Annotated in this window: 21 protein-coding genes and 2 pseudogenes; 14 read left to right on the top strand and 9 right to left on the bottom strand. The window is 35.0% G+C overall.

The window, feature by feature from the left end; genetic code table 11:
• Genes HLH18_RS16150 through HLH18_RS13870 form a run of 3 tightly spaced genes read left to right on the top strand, consistent with a single transcriptional unit; the run spans window position 1 to window position 3,042 of the window.
• The gene (locus HLH18_RS16150; protein WP_250852439.1) at window positions 1-1,197 is read left to right on the top strand and encodes a hypothetical protein; all 1,197 of its coding nucleotides are present in this window, start codon (window positions 1-3) and stop codon (window positions 1,195-1,197) included.
• Entirely contained in the window at window positions 1,194-1,697 is a 504-nt protein-coding gene (locus HLH18_RS13875; RefSeq protein WP_171547308.1) for a hypothetical protein, read from the top strand. The genes HLH18_RS16150 and HLH18_RS13875 overlap by 4 nt, the downstream gene beginning before the upstream one ends.
• Window positions 1,687-3,042: a tyrosine-type recombinase/integrase gene (locus HLH18_RS13870; RefSeq protein ID WP_171547307.1), complete on the top strand. Its 1,356-nt coding sequence runs from the start codon at window positions 1,687-1,689 to the stop codon at window positions 3,040-3,042. The genes HLH18_RS13875 and HLH18_RS13870 overlap by 11 nt, the downstream gene beginning before the upstream one ends.
• A 58-nt stretch (window positions 3,043-3,100) precedes the next feature.
• Here HLH18_RS13870 and HLH18_RS16370 read toward each other — a convergent pair.
• The 3 genes and pseudogenes from HLH18_RS16370 to HLH18_RS13860 form a co-directional block, all read right to left on the bottom strand.
• A pseudogene (locus tag HLH18_RS16370) lies at window positions 3,101-3,214 on the bottom strand (hypothetical protein); the annotation flags it as partial.
• A gap of 105 nt (window positions 3,215-3,319) precedes the next feature.
• A complete protein-coding gene (locus HLH18_RS13865; RefSeq protein ID WP_171547306.1) occupies window positions 3,320-4,201 on the bottom strand; it encodes a CopD family protein in 882 nt (293 codons plus the stop codon).
• A 68-nt stretch (window positions 4,202-4,269) separates the two neighbouring features.
• Complete coding sequence (locus HLH18_RS13860) at window positions 4,270-4,650, bottom strand: copper resistance CopC family protein (RefSeq protein ID WP_171547305.1); 381 nt, start codon at window positions 4,648-4,650, stop codon at window positions 4,270-4,272.
• Between the two features lie 364 nt (window positions 4,651-5,014).
• Between HLH18_RS13860 and HLH18_RS13855 the strand changes: the two genes are divergently transcribed.
• Genes HLH18_RS13855 through HLH18_RS13835 form a run of 5 tightly spaced genes read left to right on the top strand, consistent with a single transcriptional unit; the run spans window position 5,015 to window position 10,056 of the window.
• Complete coding sequence (locus HLH18_RS13855) at window positions 5,015-5,446, top strand: hypothetical protein (RefSeq protein ID WP_171547304.1); 432 nt, start codon at window positions 5,015-5,017, stop codon at window positions 5,444-5,446.
• A gap of 26 nt (window positions 5,447-5,472) precedes the next feature.
• Window positions 5,473-5,742 carry a DUF2933 domain-containing protein gene (locus HLH18_RS13850; protein WP_171547303.1) on the top strand — a complete coding sequence of 90 codons (270 nt, stop codon included), beginning with the start codon at window positions 5,473-5,475 and terminating at the stop codon, window positions 5,740-5,742.
• The gene (locus tag HLH18_RS13845; RefSeq protein ID WP_171547302.1) at window positions 5,739-6,389 is read left to right on the top strand and encodes a methyltransferase family protein; all 651 of its coding nucleotides are present in this window, start codon (window positions 5,739-5,741) and stop codon (window positions 6,387-6,389) included. Before HLH18_RS13850 ends, HLH18_RS13845 begins: the two co-directional genes overlap by 4 nt.
• An 11-nt stretch (window positions 6,390-6,400) precedes the next feature.
• Complete coding sequence (locus HLH18_RS13840; RefSeq protein ID WP_086194809.1) at window positions 6,401-8,776, top strand: heavy metal translocating P-type ATPase; 2,376 nt, start codon at window positions 6,401-6,403, stop codon at window positions 8,774-8,776.
• Entirely contained in the window at window positions 8,773-10,056 is a 1,284-nt protein-coding gene (locus HLH18_RS13835; protein WP_171547301.1) for an MgtC/SapB family protein, read from the top strand. Before HLH18_RS13840 ends, HLH18_RS13835 begins: the two co-directional genes overlap by 4 nt.
• Before the next feature lie 47 nt (window positions 10,057-10,103).
• On the opposite strand, the gene HLH18_RS13830 is transcribed toward HLH18_RS13835, so the two are convergent.
• Complete coding sequence (locus HLH18_RS13830) at window positions 10,104-11,495, bottom strand: heavy metal sensor histidine kinase (RefSeq protein ID WP_171547300.1); 1,392 nt, start codon at window positions 11,493-11,495, stop codon at window positions 10,104-10,106.
• Window positions 11,488-12,171, bottom strand: coding sequence for a heavy metal response regulator transcription factor (locus HLH18_RS13825; protein WP_171547299.1), 684 nt, complete (start codon window positions 12,169-12,171; stop codon window positions 11,488-11,490). The genes HLH18_RS13830 and HLH18_RS13825 overlap by 8 nt, the downstream gene beginning before the upstream one ends.
• A 148-nt stretch (window positions 12,172-12,319) precedes the next feature.
• On the opposite strand from HLH18_RS13825, the gene HLH18_RS13820 reads away from it, so the two are divergent.
• The 3 genes from HLH18_RS13820 (at window position 12,320) to HLH18_RS13810 (ending at window position 15,522) form a co-directional block, all read left to right on the top strand.
• The gene (locus HLH18_RS13820; RefSeq protein ID WP_171547298.1) at window positions 12,320-12,625 is read left to right on the top strand and encodes a hypothetical protein; all 306 of its coding nucleotides are present in this window, start codon (window positions 12,320-12,322) and stop codon (window positions 12,623-12,625) included.
• Between the two features lie 94 nt (window positions 12,626-12,719).
• On the top strand, window positions 12,720-14,603 hold the full coding sequence (locus HLH18_RS13815; RefSeq protein ID WP_171547297.1) for a copper resistance system multicopper oxidase: 1,884 nt from the start codon (window positions 12,720-12,722) through the stop codon (window positions 14,601-14,603).
• Window positions 14,590-15,522, top strand: a complete 933-nt coding sequence (locus HLH18_RS13810; RefSeq protein WP_171547296.1) for a copper resistance protein B — start codon at window positions 14,590-14,592, stop codon at window positions 15,520-15,522. Before HLH18_RS13815 ends, HLH18_RS13810 begins: the two co-directional genes overlap by 14 nt.
• A gap of 204 nt (window positions 15,523-15,726) precedes the next feature.
• On the opposite strand, the gene HLH18_RS13805 is transcribed toward HLH18_RS13810, so the two are convergent.
• Window positions 15,727-16,549, bottom strand: a protein-coding gene (locus tag HLH18_RS13805) for an IS5 family transposase (RefSeq protein WP_171547295.1) whose coding sequence is annotated in 2 segments (ribosomal slippage) — window positions 15,727-16,167 and window positions 16,169-16,549 — 822 coding nt in all. Because the reading frame shifts where the segments join, the coding sequence is not laid out codon by codon here.
• A 198-nt stretch (window positions 16,550-16,747) separates the two neighbouring features.
• Here HLH18_RS13805 and HLH18_RS13800 point away from each other — a divergent pair.
• Window positions 16,748-17,401 (top strand): nuclease-related domain-containing protein, encoded by a 654-nt coding sequence (locus tag HLH18_RS13800; RefSeq protein ID WP_171547294.1) that lies wholly within the window; start codon window positions 16,748-16,750, stop codon window positions 17,399-17,401.
• Between the two features lie 32 nt (window positions 17,402-17,433).
• Here HLH18_RS13800 and HLH18_RS13795 read toward each other — a convergent pair whose 3' ends face one another.
• Entirely contained in the window at window positions 17,434-17,919 is a 486-nt protein-coding gene (locus tag HLH18_RS13795; protein ID WP_171547293.1) for a hypothetical protein, read from the bottom strand.
• Window positions 17,920-17,998: 79 nt separating this feature from the next.
• On the opposite strand from HLH18_RS13795, the gene HLH18_RS13790 reads away from it, so the two are divergent.
• Window positions 17,999-18,241, top strand: a complete 243-nt coding sequence (locus HLH18_RS13790; protein ID WP_171547292.1) for a helix-turn-helix domain-containing protein — start codon at window positions 17,999-18,001, stop codon at window positions 18,239-18,241.
• A gap of 107 nt (window positions 18,242-18,348) precedes the next feature.
• On the opposite strand, the gene HLH18_RS13785 is transcribed toward HLH18_RS13790, so the two are convergent.
• Window positions 18,349-21,798, bottom strand: coding sequence for a DEAD/DEAH box helicase (locus HLH18_RS13785; RefSeq protein ID WP_171547291.1), 3,450 nt, complete (start codon window positions 21,796-21,798; stop codon window positions 18,349-18,351).
• Entirely contained in the window at window positions 21,791-22,549 is a 759-nt protein-coding gene (locus HLH18_RS13780; protein WP_171547290.1) for a Hachiman antiphage defense system protein HamA, read from the bottom strand. Before HLH18_RS13780 ends, HLH18_RS13785 begins: the two co-directional genes overlap by 8 nt.
• Window positions 22,550-22,841: 292 nt before the next feature.
• Between HLH18_RS13780 and HLH18_RS16145 the strand changes: the two are divergent.
• Window positions 22,842-22,967: pseudogene (locus HLH18_RS16145) on the top strand (DUF2726 domain-containing protein); the annotation flags it as partial.
• Between the last annotated feature and the right edge of the window lie 352 nt (window positions 22,968-23,319).

The following is a 23,319-nucleotide window of genomic DNA, read 5'->3' as shown; positions in this document are numbered from 1 at the left end:
GTGAAAAGAATAAATAAAATAACCCCTTTAAAGGATTTGGGGAGATTTGCAACACTGCCTGCTGATGTAACTTTTAAAGCTATACGTGATTCTTTTGAATTTATTCATAAATATTTAGATATATTACTTGATACAATGATTAAATATTCTTTATTCATCAAAAATAAAGAAGGAAATTTTAATGATTTTTATAACAGTACAAACTTTCCAATCACATTAAAAAAAATAGGTATTAAAGAGTTTAAAATACCTAAAGATGACAATTATTTTATCTATTTACGTAAAAATCATGGTTTTATAGATTTTTATAATGTTTTGTTAGCCTCTATATTAGTTGCATTAGGCTCCATTACAGCTAGACGTAATTCAGAAATTATTGATTTACATCCACTAGATTGTTTATTACCTGAAAATATTGATCCATCATTAACAGATTTCAAAGAATTTGAAGTTATATTTGATAATCGAAAAAGTGGTGTTGGTGGCATTAATTTTCATCGCGAAAAAATGTCAAGACCAATCCCAAGTATTATAGCAAAAGTTATTTATAAACTTGAAAAATTCAATCAAACCATTTTAGAAAATAAACTTTCTACCCTCTCAAGTATTAATCTAATAAATAAATATTCTTATTCTTCTAATACATGGCGAAAGCTATCAACCAGTGACTACTCTAGTCTTCTAAATTTATTTTGTGATTATTTTCAAACTAAAATAGTAGAATACTCCCCAAATGAATATAGAAGATATTATATACGCCAACATCAATTAAGGCGTTTTTTTGCTATGATGTTTTTTTGGTCAAAAAGTTTTGATGGTTTAGATACATTACGTCACTTTCTTGGACACACCGATATTGAACATTTATATCATTATATTACTGAACCCTTAACAGGAAGCGTTCTTAATGGCGTAAAATCGCATACAATCACTGGAGCCTATTTAGGAAAATCAGGTCCACTTATTAAAAATATCGAAGACCTACGCATAGTATTATTAAAGCATTTTAATGTTAATGACCTAGAAATAGCCAGTATTAATAATTTTAATTTTTCAAATAAATTATCAAATAAAATTAACTATCTTATCGACGAACATATAATTGACCTTCAACCTAGATTTTTCACCAGCAAAGATAAAAACAATAATACTATTCAGGAGTTTGAATTAATATTAATAATTGAGGATGAAATATGAAAAAATTTAATATTTCCGAAATTGAAGATTCAATTCAATCTGAGATTGATTTACTTAATATTGTAATAAAAAAACCATTTAATTATATTAATGATGATGAAATAAAAAATGCAATTTCATCTCAAACAAATCTTGCAAAATACTATAACAATGAATATGGAATTATTTCTTTATCACTAAACACACATAAACTTTATATAAACAAATATTCAAATATGACCTATATTCATTTCAATAAATTGAGACTAAAAGCTTTATCTTTAATTAGTATAAGTTCAAGTAATAAAAAGGATAAGATTAAAGAGTTAGAAGCAGAGAATAACAACCTAAAAATCAATAACTTAACACTAAATAAAATAATATATGATCTAAAATCAACAATTTCTCATTTAGCTTTAAGCACAGATAACAAGTATATTATTGATGAAATTAATAAGAAATTAAAGTATTTTGAAAAATTGTTAAGCTCTACTAACGAGATTATTTATCATGAAGAATAAAAAACTATATTCAATGATTAGTAATTTATCGTTACCAAATTACCTTTCCACATCCAAACAAGATATAAAATTTTTTAATATTGATGCCTTACCCTTTTTAGTTTACCCTAATGGTATTCCATGCTATGAAGCAAATTCATATCTTATTTATAAATTAAAATTTGGTTATTCTCAAAAATATAATGGTGGTACGTATAGAATATTTGCCAATCATTTGACTCACTTTATCAGATTTACTTTTTCTTGTAAGAGAATAGAAAATTTCTCACAATTTGACAATAATTTATTTTCGGATTTTATGGATTATTTGCAAGATGATCCTTATGTTCGCTCTAATAACCAAATTATAAGTATTGCTTATCAAATTATTGATTTTCTTTTTTTTATTGCAGAACTTTATAATATTAATAATTTTATTGGGATTGGGAAAAATTATAAAATATCTTTAAGTAGTAAAAATAAAAAAGTACCTAGAGAAAATAATAAACAAAGGTCTAACCCTAGTTATTTTCATTATTCTTTCCCTCCACCTTCACCTAAACGCAAACGCTATCCTGTTTCACTCGATGACTATAATAAACTTTTGAATCATATAAATAACTCCATGAATGAGCCCTTAAGACTTAGAAACTTATGTCTTCTCCAGGCACTTGAAAATACAGGCGGTAGAAGAACAGAAGTCTGCTCTATATCCATGAATTCCCTAAGATCAGCTTTAAAGGGTAAATCAAACTCACCTTTACTAGAAATTATAAATTTAAAAAATAATCGTTTAAATAAGACACGCGAAATCCCTGTTTCAAGAACTTTTTTACTCAATTTACGCTTTTATGTTCAATACTATAGAAATCCGATACTGCAAAAAAAGGGCATTAATCATGATTATATTTTTATTTCCCACACATCAGGTCAACCATTACAACCAGATACTTTGACTACTTATATGAATAATTGGTCCAAAGAGGCAAATCTTTCCTCCCAAGTCTGTGCTCACATGTTCCGCCATCGATTTATCACAGAAAAATTTAAATCTTTAATTTTAGAACATGAATTGTCGAATGGTGATGAATTTCGAAAAATGCTATTAAATACATATCGATTAAAACAAATTATGCTTGAATGGACTGGCCACAAATCTATCACATCTTTGGATACATATATAAATTTAGCATTTGATGAGCTTTCTGAAATCGATAAATTAAAAGAAAGAATACTTGCAAAACCTTCAAATCATTTCATCAATGCACACGTTAATTTTTTAGAAAACTCGTTAAATAACAATGAACCAATTGATCCCATTATATTACGTGAACTTCTTGATCAGCTTAAAAACAAAACAGAATAAACTCTCATGCAGTCAGGTGAACCAACTTGAAATAAGTTGGTTCACCCTTTTCTAATATTTATAAATGATTTGTGTTTCGTTCATTGACCCATCTGTATAGTACGGGCAATAAAACCAATGTAAGAAGGGTCGATGAGATAATCCCTCCAATAAGAAGATAAGCTAAAAACCGGTGACTACCTTAATGTATGAAACTTTATAAGTACTTAGTTAACATATAATCAAAGATAGGTACACGAATGTTAGATTTCCTCAACAACCTTATTTTGGAATTCTCTTATTCAATACCCACGACAGTGGTTATATAACCTGTTGTCAAAAGGATTGATAAGCCTAATAACATCTCAAATAAAATGGCATGACTAAGGTGTTTAGCGAATTTAGGATGTTGAAGACGCGGGGTGAAATACCATTTATTGAAGGCGGCTAAAAGTAGAATACCTATAACAAAAAACATCTTAACCATGAAACCATAGCCATATGGAGTATTGATTAAAGTATTCAAATCCTTAAATAAAAGAAAGGCTATACTTGCGCCACAGGCGATTAATATTGCAACAATAAAAGCCGCAATACGTCCAAATACATGCATGCGATCTTTTAAGGGTAAACCACTTATTTTTCGACTGGTTTTCCATAACGGATACAACGCCCCCATCCATAACGACATAACTAGGATATGGATTGATAATAAAATTTGAGCAAGTAAGCTTAAATTAGCGACATGTCCGAGCTGAGAAAAACTAAAGATAATTGGGGTTAGTAAAACACCTAATATTGAACTTTGAGTTATAGAAAACTGACTTTTTTTCCTGTTAAGTTTAACCACCATGAGAAGAAGTAAAAGAGCAAAACTAATCGAACGAAGAATGTGTGCATACCCTGGCGGGGTATTCAGCAGTATATTAATATACGTGGGATCCCACATACCTTTAATACCAGTATTGGCAAAACTACCGATCAGAATAAAAAAACCTAAGGTACTGGCAATTAGGCCTAATCCGGCACCAATTGTAATATATTTAAGAATCGATTCTTTTAGTTCAAGATATTGTCTCAGTAAAAAATAGCAAAAGGCTCCACCAACGACAAAAGCTACACTTAAGTATAAAATAACCTTAGTTAACCAAGCTGCCCACATCCAATATTCAGAAATCATTATTTTTTCCATTCTAGGACAGCATGCCAGCACTTCACTGGCATGTTGAAAAGTAATGTAATTAATTCTTATTTTGTTGATTTAATAGTGAAACTATATTCACCATTCATGTTGTGACCATCCTTCCCCATTGTTGTCCAGACCACGGTATATTTACCTTTTTTCAGTTTCGGGAGAGCTATATCAAAGGATTTCTTTAAGTCATGATTAACTTCATATTTTAAAGGAACATCTCTTCGCTGAGCATCCAGTAACTTAACATTCATCAACATAACCTCTGCACCAAAGTTAAGGGTTAAGTTCTTTGGTTGGCTAAGGACAGATGCATTTATCGCAGGAGTCGCACTCACTAAACTCACATGAGCGAACGTAGTTGTAGTCGCCACGACCATCGTTACACCGACTAAAACATGACGTAGAGCAGTCATTTTATTTTGAAATAATTTCATTTACGTTTCCTCTTGATCCGGTAGTTCATTAGAGATGACGTTATAAAATCTATATTGAATGAGACCACATCATCTCCTCTTATATTTCAATTATTAGTGAAAGACAGAAACAGAGCGATGACTTCAAAATTACATTTTTGTCATTTTTAAAAATCAATAGGCTCAAGTGATAAAATCTATTCGATAGAGATAAAAATTTGACTATAACGAGCTACCACCTACCTAAAACACCGGTGGCATAACCAGCGATCAACTTCATCAAAAGAATGAGTGGAGCAAATAAACGAAAAATACCTCTCTCTATTTGTTTGCTTCACTCATTTAAAGGTTGTATCGGCTTATCAACTGATGGAAGGAAAATATCATGACTTATATCCGCAAAACTTTGCTCGGACTTTGTATAACCACTGCCTCTCTAGGTGCATTAGCCCAAAATCCTCAAGAACATAAAACTCATCACCCAGAAAATACCCCTCCATCCACATTAACTGTTCAAAAGACAGCTACTGGCACGATGACTACAGACAAAATGGCTGTAATGGATCAGCACATGAAGGCAATGCAAGCCATGCATGAAAAGATGATGGCTGCAAAAACCCCACAAGAACGTCAGAAACTTATGGCTGAGCACATGAAACTCATGCAAGGAGGTATGAGTATGATGAAACAGATGGGCAACCAAAGCATGAATGCAAATATGGCTGACCGTCAGCAGATGATGGAAAAACGTATGGACATGATGCAATCCATGATGCAGATGATGATGGATAGTATGCCTCCCGCCGCAACTAAGTAATCATCTATTTATTAGAGGGAAGCACCATGAACCATCAACCTCAAGAACATAATTCAATACCTAACTTTTGGTCTACACGTTATGCAATAGGTCTATTGGTGATTGGTGGTGTGGCAGCCTATTTTCTCTTAACAGAGCATTTGGCTCATACCCTTGGTGCTTTGCCCTATTTACTTCTTTTAGCTTGCCCACTCATGCATATTTTTATGCATGGGGGGCATGGACATCACCACCAACAGAATAAATCAGGCACATCAGATAATAAAAAATCGCGAGAACCAGGAGAGTCCTCATGAATCATGCGGAATCGGCCTATGGTCTGTGGTGGCTCGTCATCATAAATTCGGCAATTTTTATCATGTTTGCCTTCAGTTTTTTTAAACCCGCCACAGCACGAGACTGGCGTACTTTTAGCGCTTTCTCTGCTTTCATCATTGCATTGTTTGTCGAGATGTATGGTTTCCCTTTAACAATTTATCTGTTGTCAGGCTGGCTACAAACTCGCTTTCCTGAACTTGACTTGCTGTCGCATAACTCAGGTCACTTATGGTCAACGCTACTAGGCGAAAAGGGTGATCCACATTTTGGCATTCTGCACATCGCGAGTTATATTTTTTTGGGCTATGGTTTCTATTTACTGTCATCAGCATGGAACGTGTTGTACCACGCACAACGTCATCACCAATTGGCAGTAACCGGACCCTATGCGCGCATACGTCACCCCCAATACGTGGCTTTTATCTTGATCTTGCTGGGGTTTTTATTGCAATGGCCAACTTTACTGACACTGATTATGTTTCCAATCTTACTCTTAATGTACAGCCGCTTGGCAATTAAGGAAGAGGCTGAAATGAGTAAACAGTTTGGCGCTGTCTATGACAGCTATGCTCAACAGACTCCGAGATTTATTCCAAAATTCGGCCATAAAACCACTTTGCCATAAGAGAATTATTTATGTCAGATCAAAAAAATCATAACCAGGACCATATGGCACAGGCTACAACAGACGTACTGAAAGACCCAGTCTGTGGTATGACCGTCACTGAAGAATCGAAATACCATGAGGAATTTAAGGGGAAAACTTACTTTTTTTGCAGTGATAAATGTCAATCAAAGTTTCATAGCAGCCCGGTGCAATATATCGCTAAACCCGCAACGACGACTGCCGATGCACATACACAGCATCATCAGACTACTCAATCCGTTAATGAGACAAGCACAACAGGCACGACCATCTATACGTGCCCAATGCATCCAGAAATTAAACAAGATCATCCTGGAAACTGTCCTAAATGTGGAATGACACTGGAGCCACTCATTCCCGAGTTAGAGGAAGATGAGAATCCTGAGTTACGTGATTTCCGTCGACGCTTCTGGTGTACACTGCCACTGACCATAGTCGTGACTTTTTTGGCGATGTTTGGCCATCAACTGAACCTGTTCGACATGGCGGTTCAGAGCTGGATTGAATTAGTGTTGTCACTGCCGATCGTACTCTGGGCAGGTTGGCCATTTTTTTCCCGTGGTTGGCAATCGGTCGTGAATCGCAGCCCGAACATGTGGACCCTGATCGGTCTAGGTACAGGGGCTGCTTTTATTTACAGTGTGGTTGCAACTGTAGCGCCACAAATCTTTCCAGACTCATTTATTTCCATGGGCCGTGTCGCTGTTTACTTTGAAGCTTCAGCGGTCATTATTTCGTTGACCCTACTGGGACAAATACTAGAATTAAAAGCACGTTCGCAAACTTCTGCTGCAATTAAGTCACTACTCGGACTTGCTCCTAAAACAGCTCGCCGAATTCTGTCCGATGGAACTGAGGAAGACGTTCCTCTGACTCATGTCCATGTAGGAGATTTACTTCGCATCCGCCCAGGTGAAAAAGTTCCTGTGGATGGTGTAGTCACTGAAGGAAGTAGTTCAGTAGATGAATCAATGCTGACAGGCGAACCTTTACCAATCACTAAACGTGTCGGCGATAAAGTCATTGGCGCTACCCTGAATACCAATGGTTCATTGATCATGCGTTCAGAGAAAATTGGTTCAAGTACCATGTTGTCCCAGATCGTACAGATGGTGGCACAAGCTCAACGCTCGAGAGCACCAATGCAACGTATGGCTGATCAGGTAGCAGGTTGGTTCGTCATGGCTGTAGTGACCATTGCCTTGCTTACCTTCTTTGGATGGGGATTGTTCGGCCCAGAAGAGTCGAGCTGGGTTTATGCATTAATCAATGCTGTGGCAGTACTCATTATTGCCTGTCCTTGTGCACTAGGCTTGGCAACTCCAATGTCTATCATGGTTGCAACGGGTCAAGGTGCTACTCATGGTGTGTTGTTCCGCGATGCAGCAGCCATTGAGAATCTGCGCAAGATTGACACACTAATCATCGATAAAACAGGTACGTTGACCGAAGGACGCCCTGTATTCGATCGTGTGGTTGCCGCATCAGGTTTCGATGAATCTGAAGTATTACGTTTAGCCGCCAGTCTTGATCAAGGCAGTGAACACCCGCTAGCCGAAGCGATTGTAAATGCAGCACACGAACGTGGCCTGTCTCTTGAAACACCAGATAATTTTGAATCAGGCTCAGGGATTGGTGTTCGAGGTCAAGTGGGCGATCGTCAGTTAGCTTTGGGCAACACAGCACTGATGGAGCAATTAGGTATCTCGGTACAATCTCTGATTCCGCAAGCCGAAGAGCTGCGTTCAGAAGGTGCAAGTGTGATGCATCTAGCCATCAATGGTGAATTGGCCGGCCTGCTTGCAGTATCCGATCCCATCAAAAAAAGTACCCCTGAAGCACTTGCCACCCTGAAGGAAGCTGGACTACGTATCGTGATGGCAACAGGAGATGGTCTCACCACTGCCCGTTCAGTCGCAGCACGTCTGGGTATTGATGAGGTACATGGTGAAGTTAAACCCGCAGATAAACTAGAACTGGTCAGCAAATTGCAGAAGGAAGGTCGCATCGTGGCAATGGCCGGCGATGGAATCAATGATGCACCAGCACTAGCCAAGGCTGATGTCGGTATCGCTATGGGGACCGGAACTGATGTCGCAATGAATAGTGCTCAAGTTACGCTGGTCAAGGGGGATTTACGCGGTATCGCGGTTGCCCGTTCCCTTTCGGAAGCTACTGTTGGCAACATGAAACAGAACCTCATGTTTGCTTTCCTTTACAATGCCTTGGGTATCCCAATCGCAGCTGGCGTACTCTATCCATTTACCGGTTGGTTATTGTCACCCATGATTGCGGCCTTGGCGATGAGTTTTAGTTCAGCTTCAGTCATCACGAATGCCCTTCGCCTGCGAAATAAAAAGTTATGATAGAGAGTTCTTTTCTTCCACCAGATGTACCAGGTCTTATTGCAGCACTTGCCATCGGCCTGCTCATTGGTTTAGAACGAGGATGGCACGATCGTGAATTGCCCGAGGGCAGCCGAGTAGCAGGCCTACGTACCTTCACATTGACAGGATTGCTCGGAGGAGTGCTCGGTCATTTACAACCAAACTTCGGGCCTTGGCCGCTGGTCGCGGCCGTATTAGGGCTTTCCTTATTATTAACAGTGTCCTACGCGCGTACCGCAAAACTTTCCGGTAATCTAAGCGCTACCACGACGATCGCGATGCTGTTGACATTAGTTTTAGGTGCATATGCATCCCATGGTAATGTTACTTTAGCATTAACCGCGGCTGTAATCGTCGCTGTATTTTTGGATCTCAAGCCAACCTTACACGGTTGGCTACGCTTGATAGAGCATCGTGAATTAACCGCATCCCTGCAGTTGCTGGTACTTTCTGTCGTTATATTACCCTACTTACCCAATACGGGTCTGGGACCTTTTGCTGCATTAAATCCTTACCAGTTATGGTGGGCAGTGATCCTGATTGCCGGACTCTCTCTGGCAGGTCATTTTGCCATGCGGCTTACCGGTTCAGAAAGAGGCATACTCTGGACAGGTCTATTGGGTGGTTTGGCATCTTCTACAGCCGCAACTGTCGCACTGGCACGCTATGCACGCCAGCATCCCGTCATGGTCAGTGCTTCTATTTCTGGAACATTAGCTGCCTGTGGCATCATGTTTTTCCGTATGGTGGTGCTGATAGGCGTCATTGAGCCAGCACTTCTAAGCACTTTTGGTGGTGCAATGATGATTGCGGGAATCCTGCTGCTGGGTATGGCACTGTGGAGACAACGCCAAATTACTAGCGCTGAAAACAACGATCGAACAATAGAAACAATGGCTCCTTTTGATCTTGGGACAGCATTTAGCTTCGCTGCTTTCCTGGCTGTCATGGCAGTCTTGGTTCCGGCAGCAAAACAATGGTTGGGCACCAGCGGCATCTTTGTACTATCGACTATTTCCGGGCTAGCAGATGTAGATGCTATTTTAGTCTCACTCGCCCGTCTGCATAGTACTCAAGGCTTAACAACAGAGATTGCTACTATCGCTCTCGGGCTTGCTACACTGAGCAACATGTTAAGCAAAGCCACAATTGCATGGATGACAGGGGGTGCACAGTTTGGCCGAGCCATCATAATTGGCTACACAATTGCCCTGATAGGTGCTGGAATAACTCTGGGTCTCAGCTTGAACTTTATGTAAGATCAACTCCGGTAAATGGTAGAGGCTCAAAAAATGAGTTAAATCGATTACCCTTGCATGTATTCACTTTGAAAAACAATAGTAAAAACGATTCGACCATTGATGTATTCAGCTTTAATAGTCGCCCCCAGCATATCAAGAATTGATTTGGTTATCGCAAGCCCTAAGCCGGTTCCTTCCTCTGTTCTTTGTCTAGATGCATCTGTTCGATAAAATCGATCAAATAATCTGGATAGTTGTTCAGGAGAAATTTCAGAACCTTCATTTTCAATTGAAAATATTGTGTTATCTAAATTCTGTTGAAGTTTTATGCGTATTGTAGAATTCTTATTTCCATATTTAACTGCATTAGATAATAGATTGCTGAGTGCTCGACGTAACATAGCAGGAGCACCTTTGACATTTCCAGATCCTGTTTGTTGAAGCGTCATATTTTTTTCGGCAGCTAGCGCATCATAGAAATCAAATAAGGCTGTAACTTCTTTAACCAGGTCAATATTCTGTAAGTTCTGTAATTTTAGGCCATGTTCTGCTTTTGCCAAGAAAAGCATATCGGATACCATTCGAGCCAAACGTTCTAATTCTTCTAAATTAGAAAATAGTACTTCTTGATAGGTACTGGTATCTCGTTTACGGGCAAGACATACTTGAGTTTGAGTCATTAAGTTATTAATCGGTGTTCTAATTTCATGCGCTAAATCAGATGAAAAATCGGAAAGCCTTTCTAAAGCTGATTCTAGTCTGTCGAGCATATCATTGAAGGCAATTGCTAATGATTTTAGTTCTGTTGGTGTGTGCTCAACTTCTAAACGTTCTGAAAGATGTTGGGCAGAAATGCCTTCTGCGACCTTAGCCATTTTTTGCACGGGTCTTAAACCTCTCCAGGTTGCAAACCAGCCTAAAAACATTAAACAAATCGTACCGGCTAAACCAATGTAAAAAAGTTGACGCTTAAAATCATTTAAAAAATGTAGATGTTCAGATGTATCGATCCCCACAATAATGCGTACAGATTGTATTTCAGTATTTTTGTTTATATCCGTGTTGTAGATCATGCCACGATAGGTCTTATTCTTAATTTTCCATTTAATCCAAGGGTTATTTGCTGACTTGATTAACTGTTGAGTATTAATGATTGAAGGTGTTGAACTAAATAAAATCTGACCTGCCGGTCGTTCTATTTGGACCATAAGATCATGGTGTCCAACTAAAGCATCTTTCAAATATAGATCAAGTTCTGGAGAATTTTTAGGATGCTGTTGGAGAAGATTCTGAATAAGCTGGATTTTACCTTCTAATTGGGTACGGTCTTGAGTTTCAAAATGATGCATTACTAATTTATTTATGAATAAACCCATAATAATTAGAATGAAAATAGTAGATAAGGAGAAAATAATACCGATCCGAAAACTGATCGATTTGAATAAGTTATTATTCATCCTCTACCTCTAGTACATACCCCATTCCTCGAATATTCTGAATTAATTTGGGGGTAAAGTTACTATCAACTTTACTTCTTAATCTTTTAATAGCGACTTCAACGACATTCGTATCACTATCAAAATTCATATCCCAAATTTGAGAAGCAATAAGCGCTCTTGGTAAAATTTCACCTCGTCTACGCATGAAAAGTTCCATAAGCGCGAATTCTTTTGCCGTCAGATCAATGCGTTGACCTGCTCGTGTTACCCGACGTTTTCTCAAATCAAGTTCTAAATCAGCAATCTTAATAATATTATTATTATCTTCTCTTTGTTGCCCTCGTCTAAGGAGAGTTTTGATTCGAGCAAGAAGCTCTGCAAAAGCAAAAGGCTTTACTAAATAATCATCAGCGCCTAACTCTAAACCTTTTACTCGATCTTCTATCTGATCTCTGGCTGTCAGGAACAGAATGGGCATTGTTTTGCCACTTTTACGAATATCATCAATAATATTCCAACCATCCAGTCCTGGTAACATGACATCCAAGATAATTAAATCGTATTCTTCAGAAAGAGCCTGATGTTTACCGGTTAATCCATCTGTAACCCAGTCCGTAATATAACCCGCTTCGGATAAACCTTGTTTGAGATAGTCACCAGTTTTGTGTTCATCTTCAACCAATAATATTCTCATCTCAGAATCCTAAGTTATTCACTAAAACTATAATAACGTTATAAAACCCCAGATTGAGATAGATTACAAAAATGTCATTTTCAAGTCACTTAGATGTTCAGGGCTTCACTTTATTGTAGTACCAAGAAACTTACTTTTAGAGAAGCTTATGAAAACTGTATTACGTCGTAGTTTAACTACTTTAATGTGTCTCGGAACTTTAATCGCAGGTACACAATCTTGGGCAAAAGAGGTATCAACCGCAAGTCCGAGTACTACTAAAACGGTAAAGAGCCAAGAACCTTGTTCAAAACCTTGTAAGATGAAAAAAGATGATAAGGTTCAGCAAGAACATAGCCAGCATCAACCTGCAAATTCATCTGATATGTCGAAAATGGATCACTCCATGATGAATATGGACCATTCGAAAATGGATCATTCAAAAATGAATATGCCTAATCCATCAAATAAATAATCAGATTTATAAAAAGCGAGAAAGAAGTATTAAAGCTAATACTTTTCTATTTGCCTTAATACTTCAATCTTGACCTTTCTAAAGGTGAGATAAAATGTCAAATAAGTTAAGTCATGTACTCTTAATTGGAGTTGGTTTATTTTCATCAACTTGGGTAATGGCGGCAGTTAAAGAATATGATTTAACGATTGCGGAACAGACTGTAAATATTACAGGAAAACCGCTCCAGAGAATTACCGTCAATGGTAAGTTCGTTGCCCCTCTTCTTGAATTTGAAGAAGGAGATGATGCCGTTATTCGTGTTCATAATAAGTTGAATAATCAGGACTCTTCAATCCATTGGCATGGTTTGATATTACCCGGAATCATGGATGGTGTACCAGGGTTCAACCAGTTTGAGGGTATCGCTCCCAATAAAACCTATGAATATAAATTCAAGGTCCGCCAAAATGGTACTTATTGGTATCATTCCCATAGTAAAGGGCAAGAACAAGACGGCTTATATGGTGCTTTAGTTATTTATCCTAAAAATAAAGTCCCTTTATCGCCAAATGAAAAAGCCGATAGAGATTATGTTGTTTTGCTTTCTGATTTTCATAATTCGACAAGTGATCAAGTCATGAAAAATCTTAAAAAAGAAGCAGACTATTATCAGAACCGTCGAGAAACAGTATTCGATGTCATCAAACAAGTTAAGCGTGATGGATTGAAGGCAACGTGGCAAGACCGCTCTATGTGGAATCAGATGCGGATGCTGAAAACAGATATGTCCGATGTAACAGGCTATACATTTTTAATGAATGGCAAAACACCTCAACAAAATTGGACCGGTAATTTTAAAGCGGGTGAAAAAGTTCGCCTCCGTTTTATCAATGCTTCTGCAATGTCATTTTTTGATGTACGCATTCCAAACTTAAAAATGACAGTGGTTAGCGCTGATGGCCAACCTGTAAAACCTGTCCCTGTAGATGAATTTCGTATAGGTACTGCTGAAACTTATGATGTCATTGTCGAACCCAAACAAGCACATTATCAAATCGAAGCTGAATCTATTGATCGTACTGGTTTTTCGGTTGGAACCTTACATGATGAAAATACATCACATGTAAAACAAGTTGATATGCCAAAACCACGTCCACGCTCTTTATTGACTATGGAAGATATGGGGATGGATCATGGCTCTTCGTCAGGTATGAATCATGATATGCCGTCGATCCCAAACAAAGCATCAGCAGACCATTCGATGCATGGTATGGATCACGATATGCCATCGATGCCAAAAAAAGCATCAGAAGACCATTCAATGCACGGTATGGATCACGATATACCGTCGATGCCAAACAAAGCATCAGTAGACCATTCGATGCATGGTATGAATCACGATATGCCAATAAATAAAGCTAATTCATCTGTATCAAAAAAACATGATGAAGAAGTGGTATATGGCTGGGCAAATGCCTCCACTCCAGTGGGGCAAAAAGTACTTCAATATAGTGATTTGCAATCGTTAGATCCTCAAAAAGATACTCGTGCACCTGAACGTGAGATAGAGATCCGTCTTGGTGGAAACATGGAGCGGTATATTTGGACTATTAACGGTAAGAAGTTCAATGAAACAGAGCCGTTTAAAGTGAAATATGGCGAACGTATTCGCTTGAAATTCGTCAATGACAGTATGATGGCTCACCCAATGCATTTACATGGAATGTTTATGCAGCTTGAAAATGGTCAAGATCCAAGCAATATGCCAAATAAACATACAGTAATTGTTCCACCAGGTAAAACGGTTACGACTTTACTTACTGCTGATGAATTAGGTGAATGGGCTATCCACTGCCATTTGTTATATCACATGTCTGCTGGAATGATGAATAAGCTTATTGTGGCAAATGTAGATAGCAACGATACTGATACGAAAGAGATTGTTGCTCAGCCCCTCACAAATGATAAGGGAGTTAATCAACATGCCCATCACTAAAAAATTATTTTCAAAAACACTTTTATCAGTTGCTCTAATCGGATTTTCAGGTTTAGTTTTTGCAAATGATATCCCTATGTCAGAAAGTAAGGACATGCAGTCAAAACCCCTGTCTAAAGGAATGAAAATTCTATTACAAGAACCAGGAGGTTTACGATATTCCCCACAAGCAGTTTATCCAAAATATTCTTCAATGGAAAATGCAAATATGGGGGGTAAAAGTGTCCAGATTGAGCGTGAGAGCTATAACTCACCTCATGATAATCACCTTAAAGAACATGGTGGACAAATTTATCAAACGACAAAACTTAAAAATGAATGGATGGTTGATGAAGACGGTAAAGGTAATCTAGGAACAAAATTTGAAACTTTGATTGGAACAGATGAAAATCGTATATTTATCAAAGCAAATTTAGATAAGTCAGAAGGAAATGATCCTAAATATGATGCATCTGCACTTTACAGTCGCAATGTAGCACCCTTTTGGGATATACAAGCTGGTGTAAGATATAGTGAAGATAGAAATAACAACAATAATCGAGTGGATGGCGTTGTTGGTATATTAGGATTAGCGCCTTATTTCTTTGAAACACAAGCATATCTTTATGGAGGGGAGAATAATTTCTGGGGGGCAAGTTTTGAAGTAGAACGTGATTTCTTGTTAACCCAAAAGTTAATTACACAACCTTATCTAGAAATGGATGCTGTGTTCAGTGATGACTCCGACTATGCTTCGAAAACTGGATTATCCGAATTAAAGACAGGGTTGAAAACTCGTTACGAGATTACCAAACGAATTAAACCTTTTGTTGATGTTGCCTATCAATATGAAAAAGGGTTGAAAGAAACCGAATTCCAACAAGCAACTGACTCAGAAAAAGGCTGGTTGTATGGTGCAGGTATCGAGTTTGTTTTTTAAAAGTGATTTGAAAACCATAAAAATAGCAGTTAAAAACTGCTATTTTTATTTTGTACATGCTTATTTTGTTGGGATTACCCTTAAGTGATATAAATTCTACAAAGTGTAGATATAAAATTGATGTTTTTTCTAAGATCAACACTTTAATTTTTTAAAATGAGTCGTGAACAAAATATAAATTCATTAGATCTCTTGCGAAAGTCATTATTGAAAATTTATCCGGTTTACCAGTGCAGCGATTAAGTTAATGCGTAAACCGAATCTTTTCCGTCTATTTCGATAGCGTTCACTTAATATTCTAAATGTTTTCAATTGACTATTGATGTGTTCGATCACAACTCGTATTTTTCCAATCATTTTATTGTACTTTTTCTCAACAGCAAATAAAGGTAAATTCTTCTTTTTCTTTATTGGCATCAATAATTTAAAGCCATCTTGCTCTAATCCATAGTAACCTAAATCGGTCATAACATATTCACAATGTTTGAATTTCTTAACCGTTTTTCTTGCCAGTTTAATGTCATGCTGACTGCCATTCGATATATCTAGCCCTATGATTTGTTTGCTCTTCGGATGATAGATCACTTGTGTTTTTAGCGTATGTTTCTTCTTTTTACCACTGTAGAACTTACTCTGATTTTTTTTTCAGGCGTTCTATTGAACATTCTGTCGCATCGATAATGACCCAGTTAAAGTGTTCGTCTGCTGTGGTAATGCTTCGTTTTGGCAGAGTAAAACATCTTGATTTCATCAATGCATCTTCAACCTTTTTAATGGTTCGATTCACATTACTTTCAGCGATATGGTAATTTGCCGCCAATTCCAGTTGAGTGCTGTAGTTCCGTAAGTAATTGAGCGTTAATAACAACTGATCCTCTATAGCTAAAGTATGAGGACGACCTGATTTCTTTTTGAGTGATTCTGCTTTTTCTAAAACCTCTACCATTTCAGTAAAAACTTGTCGAGGTACGCCAACCAAGCGCTTAAATTCAGAATCTGAAAAACAGTTTAATTTCTGATATCTCATAAAATTTATATTGAGGTGGTTTTGACTTTCGCAAGAGGTCTATTATTTAAATAGAATGTATCTATCCTTCCTATATATTTGATTCAAAAATAATCATAAAGTTTAAAAACGATCAATCTTTAACTCTTTAAAAAATTAGAATATTTTTTTCCTCCCCAAGCATGTTTTAATCCACTTTTCATCCTTTTTAGTTTAAAAATGTCTCTCGTTATTTTTATTGTAAGTTCTGCATTACTCATTTTAATAACGATTATGCAGCATAAAAAGAAAGATGTAACATCAGAAATGAAAGGACTTATTGGGGAGAAAAAAATTAAGAAAGATTTTCTAACAGAACTAAATGATGAATATTTTATATACGACAACGTCACAATAAGAGATGCATATGAATATACTACTCAAATTGACCACATTATAGTATGTAGATATGGCTTGTTCGTTATTGAAACAAAAAACTATAGTGGCTGGATTTATGCATCAGAATCCAAACAAAAATGGGTTCAAAAATTCCCTAAGAAATCTTATGAATTTCAGAATCCTATCCTTCAAAATTATCGCCATATCAGTGTATTAAAATTCATACTTGATTCAAAAAGTATATCTTCAAATATTCATTCACTAGTAGTATTTAGTGAGGATTGCACTTTTAAAACGCATTTACCTCATAATGTTTTTCAAGGCTCAGAATGGATAAATTACATTCAATCTTTTGATACTGGGGTATTTACAGAAAATCAAATACAATACATAAAAGATCAAATTTCTCGTAGCAAATTACCCCTATCACAAAAAACAGATAGTATTCATCTAAGAAGTATCCAAAAACGCTTACATAATAAAAATCATGCTTAGTTTATAGTCGTTCACATGAAAATTAGCTCATATTAAACATTTGTCCTAATCATATTTAAGACACAAATTTGAGATTCTAAGTAAGTGAGTTGTTGTTCACTTTTCTTTTTAAATTGAAGGATAGTGTCTTTTAGGATCGGATACTCTTTCATATATTTATCAAAAAAGTTAATTTCTAAACGAATTTTTTCTATATTTAAATTTACTTCCGTAAATTCACTTTTTAATTTATCCTTAAAGTCCGTCGTAGTATCTTGTTTTAACAAAAAACTATTTAGAGATGAAACCGAGTAATTTGAAGTGTATTTGTAGTTATGGTGAGTACGCTTAAGAGTCATCAAATCACAATTAACCAGTTCTCTTATAATACGATAAGTACGCTGATAACTATTATTTGACGAAAACTCTGGATATTCTTTTATAAAGCCATTAAATATTTCTTTAAATTCACTGCCTCTAAAATTTTGATTCGACAAATATTTAACCAAATAATAGTTAAGTCCATGATTTAATGACATAAAATATAACACCCAGTATATACTAATAAAAAATATCCCATTTTGGGATATTTGTGGGAATAGTACAACATTTTGAGCCATGAGCTCAATACATGATCCTAGGTATAGGAAAGTTATTAACGAATTAATTGAACTACGTGAGTCGAAAAAAATGACTCAGGTACAGTTAGCCTCGTCTTTAAAAAAACATCAATCCTATGTCGCTAAAGTTGAAAATTTTGAGAGACGTTTAGATTTTATTGAACTTTATGATTGGTTAATTGCTTTAGATGAAAAACTAAATTATTTAACATTTTCAAGCTGTTTTAACACTGAAACCTAGTCATCACGATAAGTTGAAACGCAAATACTCGTCTCCTTAAATTGTTTTTTCAACACCGAATATTTGATCATTAAACAATTATGATAACTTTTATTACTTTGTAAAAATCAGCCAATCATTACTACATCATCATATTCTAAACATTGAAAAAAAATATCAAGTTTATGATTTTCTTGAATATATAAATGAATGATATCCATTAAATCTAAGTTTAGGTGAAGTTGTAATTTTCCAATAATCTCAGCTGTACTAGATAATATATATGTCGTTTTATCAATATTTACTAATTTAATATTAGTAAAAATATAATCTAATGGATCATCAATAGACCAAGTTACAATCAAATCATCTAAACATTTACTAATTAAATCTATTTGATCTCTTCCTATCCCCATAGAAAGATCTATTAAGGATTTAGTATTTTTTTCACCTAGAATATTGATATTACGATGTAAATTTGTTTGTTTTAACCATTTAACTAATGATCCTATATCTGAAAAGTTTAAATATTCAGCAATCTCATATGCCTGCTTTCTAGATTTTAAACCTAACTGCATTAGAAATAAGGCATTTTTATTCAGGCATCCATAATCAAATACCTGACTTATATAGTCAAAGGTATTTTGTTCAATATTATTATCAACACCTCTATTATAACGTATCTTAAAAAACTCAATCGCCCAAATGAGATTATAAGCTACATACTTTTCAATAAAATCTATAACAATATCAGTATTATCAATAATTAAGTAATTTCGTCCATTTAACCAATCATCTAATATATTCTTCCAATTCTCTGGAAAGCTTTTTGGAGAAAATTCATGAATATAAAAAATATTTTCTGCTATTTGAATTAATAAAGAACTTATAATTTTATTATTCGAATCATCTAAGGTAAGTTCTATTTGAACTTCACCAATAAGAGAAAAAATATTTTCTATAACACCTTGACTATCATTGATAGTTTCTAAACTAACACCAGAAAAATATACCTGTTGTCTTGATTCAATAGTGGTAGTATTCCATAAATATTCTGCACGTTTTTCAATCAAACCTTTAAAAAGCAATTGTTCACTTGAAGATAGTCTACTGATCTGTTTATAAAAAAATGAGTTTCTTAATAATACATCAATATATTCAGCTATCTCTTCAATAGCTATATCTTCAATACCTATTAAATTAATTATAGAGCAATCTAATAATCCTAAATATTTTTTCCACTGTTGTTGTGCTTTAACAATTTCATCTTCGGACTCATTGTGCACTTCAGGGAAATCAAATATATAATTAGAATTAATAATATATTCATAAATTTCATGAATATTTTCCTCACCTAAGCTAATAGTTACTCTATTAATTAACTCCAGCACCAACATTCCTAAACCACTATTTAAAGACATATTATCTTTATTTAAAATTAGAGAATTCCATTGTGCTGTTTTTTTTCTCTCATTTTTACAATTAGGAAATAACACTATTCCTTGTAAATCAACAAATGACCTTCCCGCTCTCCCAATAACATTTCTAAATTCAGATGCTGGAATTGGTCTACCAAATCGATAAATAGAATAAAAAAGTACAACATTCGCTTGTAAATTCAATCCTTGAGCTAGAGTCGGTGAGGAAATAATTAAATTTACGCGAGTATTTTTAAGTAACAACTCAACTGCTGTACGGTATTCTTTAGGTAGACTTCCATGGTGTATAATAATACCTAATGTTAGACAAAGTATTACTGGATGAGTAGGTCCTAGTAATTCTTTTCCTTGGTTCAAGGCCGCAGTATAAAAATCACTTTTTATTTCGCCAAGATCAAGACATAAATGACCCTGTCTATTAATATCAATGATGCGTTTTGCTAAAATATTTACAGATTTTTTTTCAGGACAGTAAATTAAAATACTCTGACCATCATTAACATATTTATGGGCTATGCTAAGACTTAAATCTTGAATTTTATTTGGAAATTGACTTCTAGAACTTACAGATTTTTTCTGAATAAATATAGGAATGAAAGGATTATGAGTCCCAAGGGTAAAATCTAATCTGTAACTATTTAAGTCATTATTTATATAAATTTCGCCAAAACGTAAGTCTGTAGGTCTCCATTCAGAAGTAATAGCTTTACCTTCACTTGGATACCCAAGCCAGTCAACAAAATCATCCAAATCAGTTCCGCTAGGTAAAATAGCAGATAAACAGACAATTCTCCTTGAATAAGCGTCTGGTCTATTTAATAAATTTTGAACTAAAGTCTCAAATTTAATCTCTCGCTCACCTAAACCTAGCATATGGCCTTCATCTAAAATTACTAAGCCAATTTCTTGTAATAGCTCTGGATCATTTTTTAAAACAAATTCTAACTTCTCAGGTGTACCAATTAAAATATTACTATCTTCAAACTGATTTTTTTGAAATCCATATAAGCCAAGACCACCATATAGAGAGGAAACTTTAATACCGAGATTTGAAAAGGTACTTGATAAGGTCATTTCTGTTTGAACAGAAAGAGCCCTTAACGGTGTAATAAACATTACTTTTTTACTTTGAGATAAAGCTCTTAAAATACATAATTCAGCAATCCTGGTTTTTCCAGCACTTGTTGGTAAAGATATTATTAAATTTTCAGAATCATTTATTGCTCTTTTAGCACCCTCAATTTGAGAGGGCCATAAGTCAATTTCTGCATTTTTCTTTTTTAGTAAATTTTTAATAAACTTTAATCTAAAATGATTCCAATTAACGTCATCATTATTTTTTGGAAGTATATAATGATACGTTTGATACCATAAATCCCGCAGTAGATATTTAGTTATTCTGAAGATCCACCATTCTTCTAAAAAATTATATTCCAAACTAATCGAGATATTTTTAACTAAATTTTCTTCAATCCTGTCTATAATACGAGCATCACCTGTTTCTAGTGCATTCAAAAAATCATATAAAACTTCTAAATATCTCTCTGTTAGCACAAGATTAATAAAATTAAAATTTGCAGAAATATCATCTAGTTCTTCAATAGTTGATCTACTTTCTATATCTACAAACTCATCTAATTTTTTCTTTATTTCAATTTTCCAAATTGGAATAGATTGATTTAATTTTTTTAAATTTCTAGTTATAAGTAATCTTAGAGCATTTTCTAAAATATTACTGTTAGATAAATATTCATATTTCTTTAGTAAACTATAGGCTTTGGCTGAATAATGTGCCAAATGATATGCTGAAGCTGATAGAAGAATATGGAATGCTCTTTGGGTATAATTTTTATCGCCACCATTTACCACAACCATTAATGCAGTAGCAGCTTTCTCAAATGCTTTGAGACGCAAATCAAGATTACCATTCGTTTCAATACTTTTAATTGCAAGAGATAACAATGAATATCCGTATGATAATAAATCATAAGATAGATCTTCCGAATAATGAGGTGCATTTTCAGGCAAAAGACCATCATGCCATATCATTGATCTAGATAAGCCTCTGTCTAAGAGACGTCCTCTATATCCTGGCTCTAAATGCTGTTCAATTAGTTGATCTATAGATTCATTATTCATAAATTTTGTCTAAACCACAAAAAATTTCATCAATTAATTCAGAATGTTTATTTACTTTAAGCCCGATCGAAATTTGAGGGAAACCACCTTTATAATTATTGAATGCATCCTTTTGAAGGCTATTCGGATTTGATTTGGTAATTACAAAAAGTAAATGTTTAACATCATTATTTTTCATGGATTGTTTATAAATGTAAGATTCAAGTTGAGCAGCTATTGAATCATTTTCGGTTTCAAACAATCGCTCAATAATAAAATCTATCGAATGAGGTGAAGGCCTACCATCGTAAGAATCTAATTCTTTTCTGGCTTCTACTAGTGTATTCGTACTTAAACTTTTTGCAGATTTTGCCTCACATTTAATGAAGTGAATATTATCCTCTTCAAATTTCAGTGCAATAACATCATCACCACGCATAGCCATATTTCTATGATCACGCCATTGTAATTTTCTAATTGGAACTAAATATCCTAATTGTTCTTCCATATAAGTACAGGAAATAATTTCTCCTATATCACCTGAACGAATTTTAGGAGAAATTGGAAATTTTAATTTTAGTTTTTCATAGGCTACAGCATGACCAAGACTTTCCATAGTTCTTGCAAATGATTTAGAAGATAAATAATGCTCTGGTAATTTAGAGATTAAATAATCTCTCAAGGTATTAAAATGTTCATCATTCAACTCTAAGACTTTGAAAGTATGTTGATCAACGTTCGTTTCATCTACATTACACAACGATTCGATCATGTCCCCCCCTAATTAAGTTAATCAAAGAATAACTGTTTGCTATGATAATTGAGCTCAAGAAAAAATTTATAAAAATTAAGTAAATAAATGAAATATAAGTTTTAAATCTGTGTTGTATCATTAAACATATAAGAAATTAACTAACCTAGCATTGTAAGCGATTAAGATCAGATTTCTAATCTAATATTTGAATATTTACATTTTGATTTTAACTAAATTTGATTGATTCAAATATGCAAAATAGATTTCATAATTTAAATTTTATTTGACAACTATTTTATTAATTAGGAAAACGACGCATTTATACAAAGTTGAAGAAGATAAATTTCGTGACCACATGCTGCATGAAGCCGGTTATCGTGTATTACGCTACACCGAAATTCCAAATGTCAGACAGCTGCATAAAGACATTCTTTAGAAATTCACCGTTGAAAGTCTATTTCTAAATAGCCAAGCCGCTAAAGGTAGTGTAATCGGCGCTCAAACAATCAGTGGAATAAAATCCAGTTTAATCCGAGACAAGCTAGCATCATTCAAATACAGCTCATCATGCTTGTGATCGATGGGATAATTTGCACAACGCCATGTTATTAAAATTTTATGCGTACTTTTTATTCTGAGTGATTTCAATACCACGATATTTTAATTAAGCAGTAAGCATCCGCTGAATCCCATTGCTATGTTTTAACGAGGTTCAGGTTTCCAACGATGAGGTAGCAAATCCTCAATTTCTGTGACTTTATGGGTGGGTAGTCTTTTTAGGACATCAC

The organism is Acinetobacter sp. ANC 5414 (genome assembly GCF_013004295.1).
Lineage (GTDB): Bacteria > Pseudomonadota > Gammaproteobacteria > Pseudomonadales > Moraxellaceae > Acinetobacter.
Note: the sequence above shows the minus strand (reverse complement) of the source record. Positions and strands in the feature narration are given on the sequence as shown.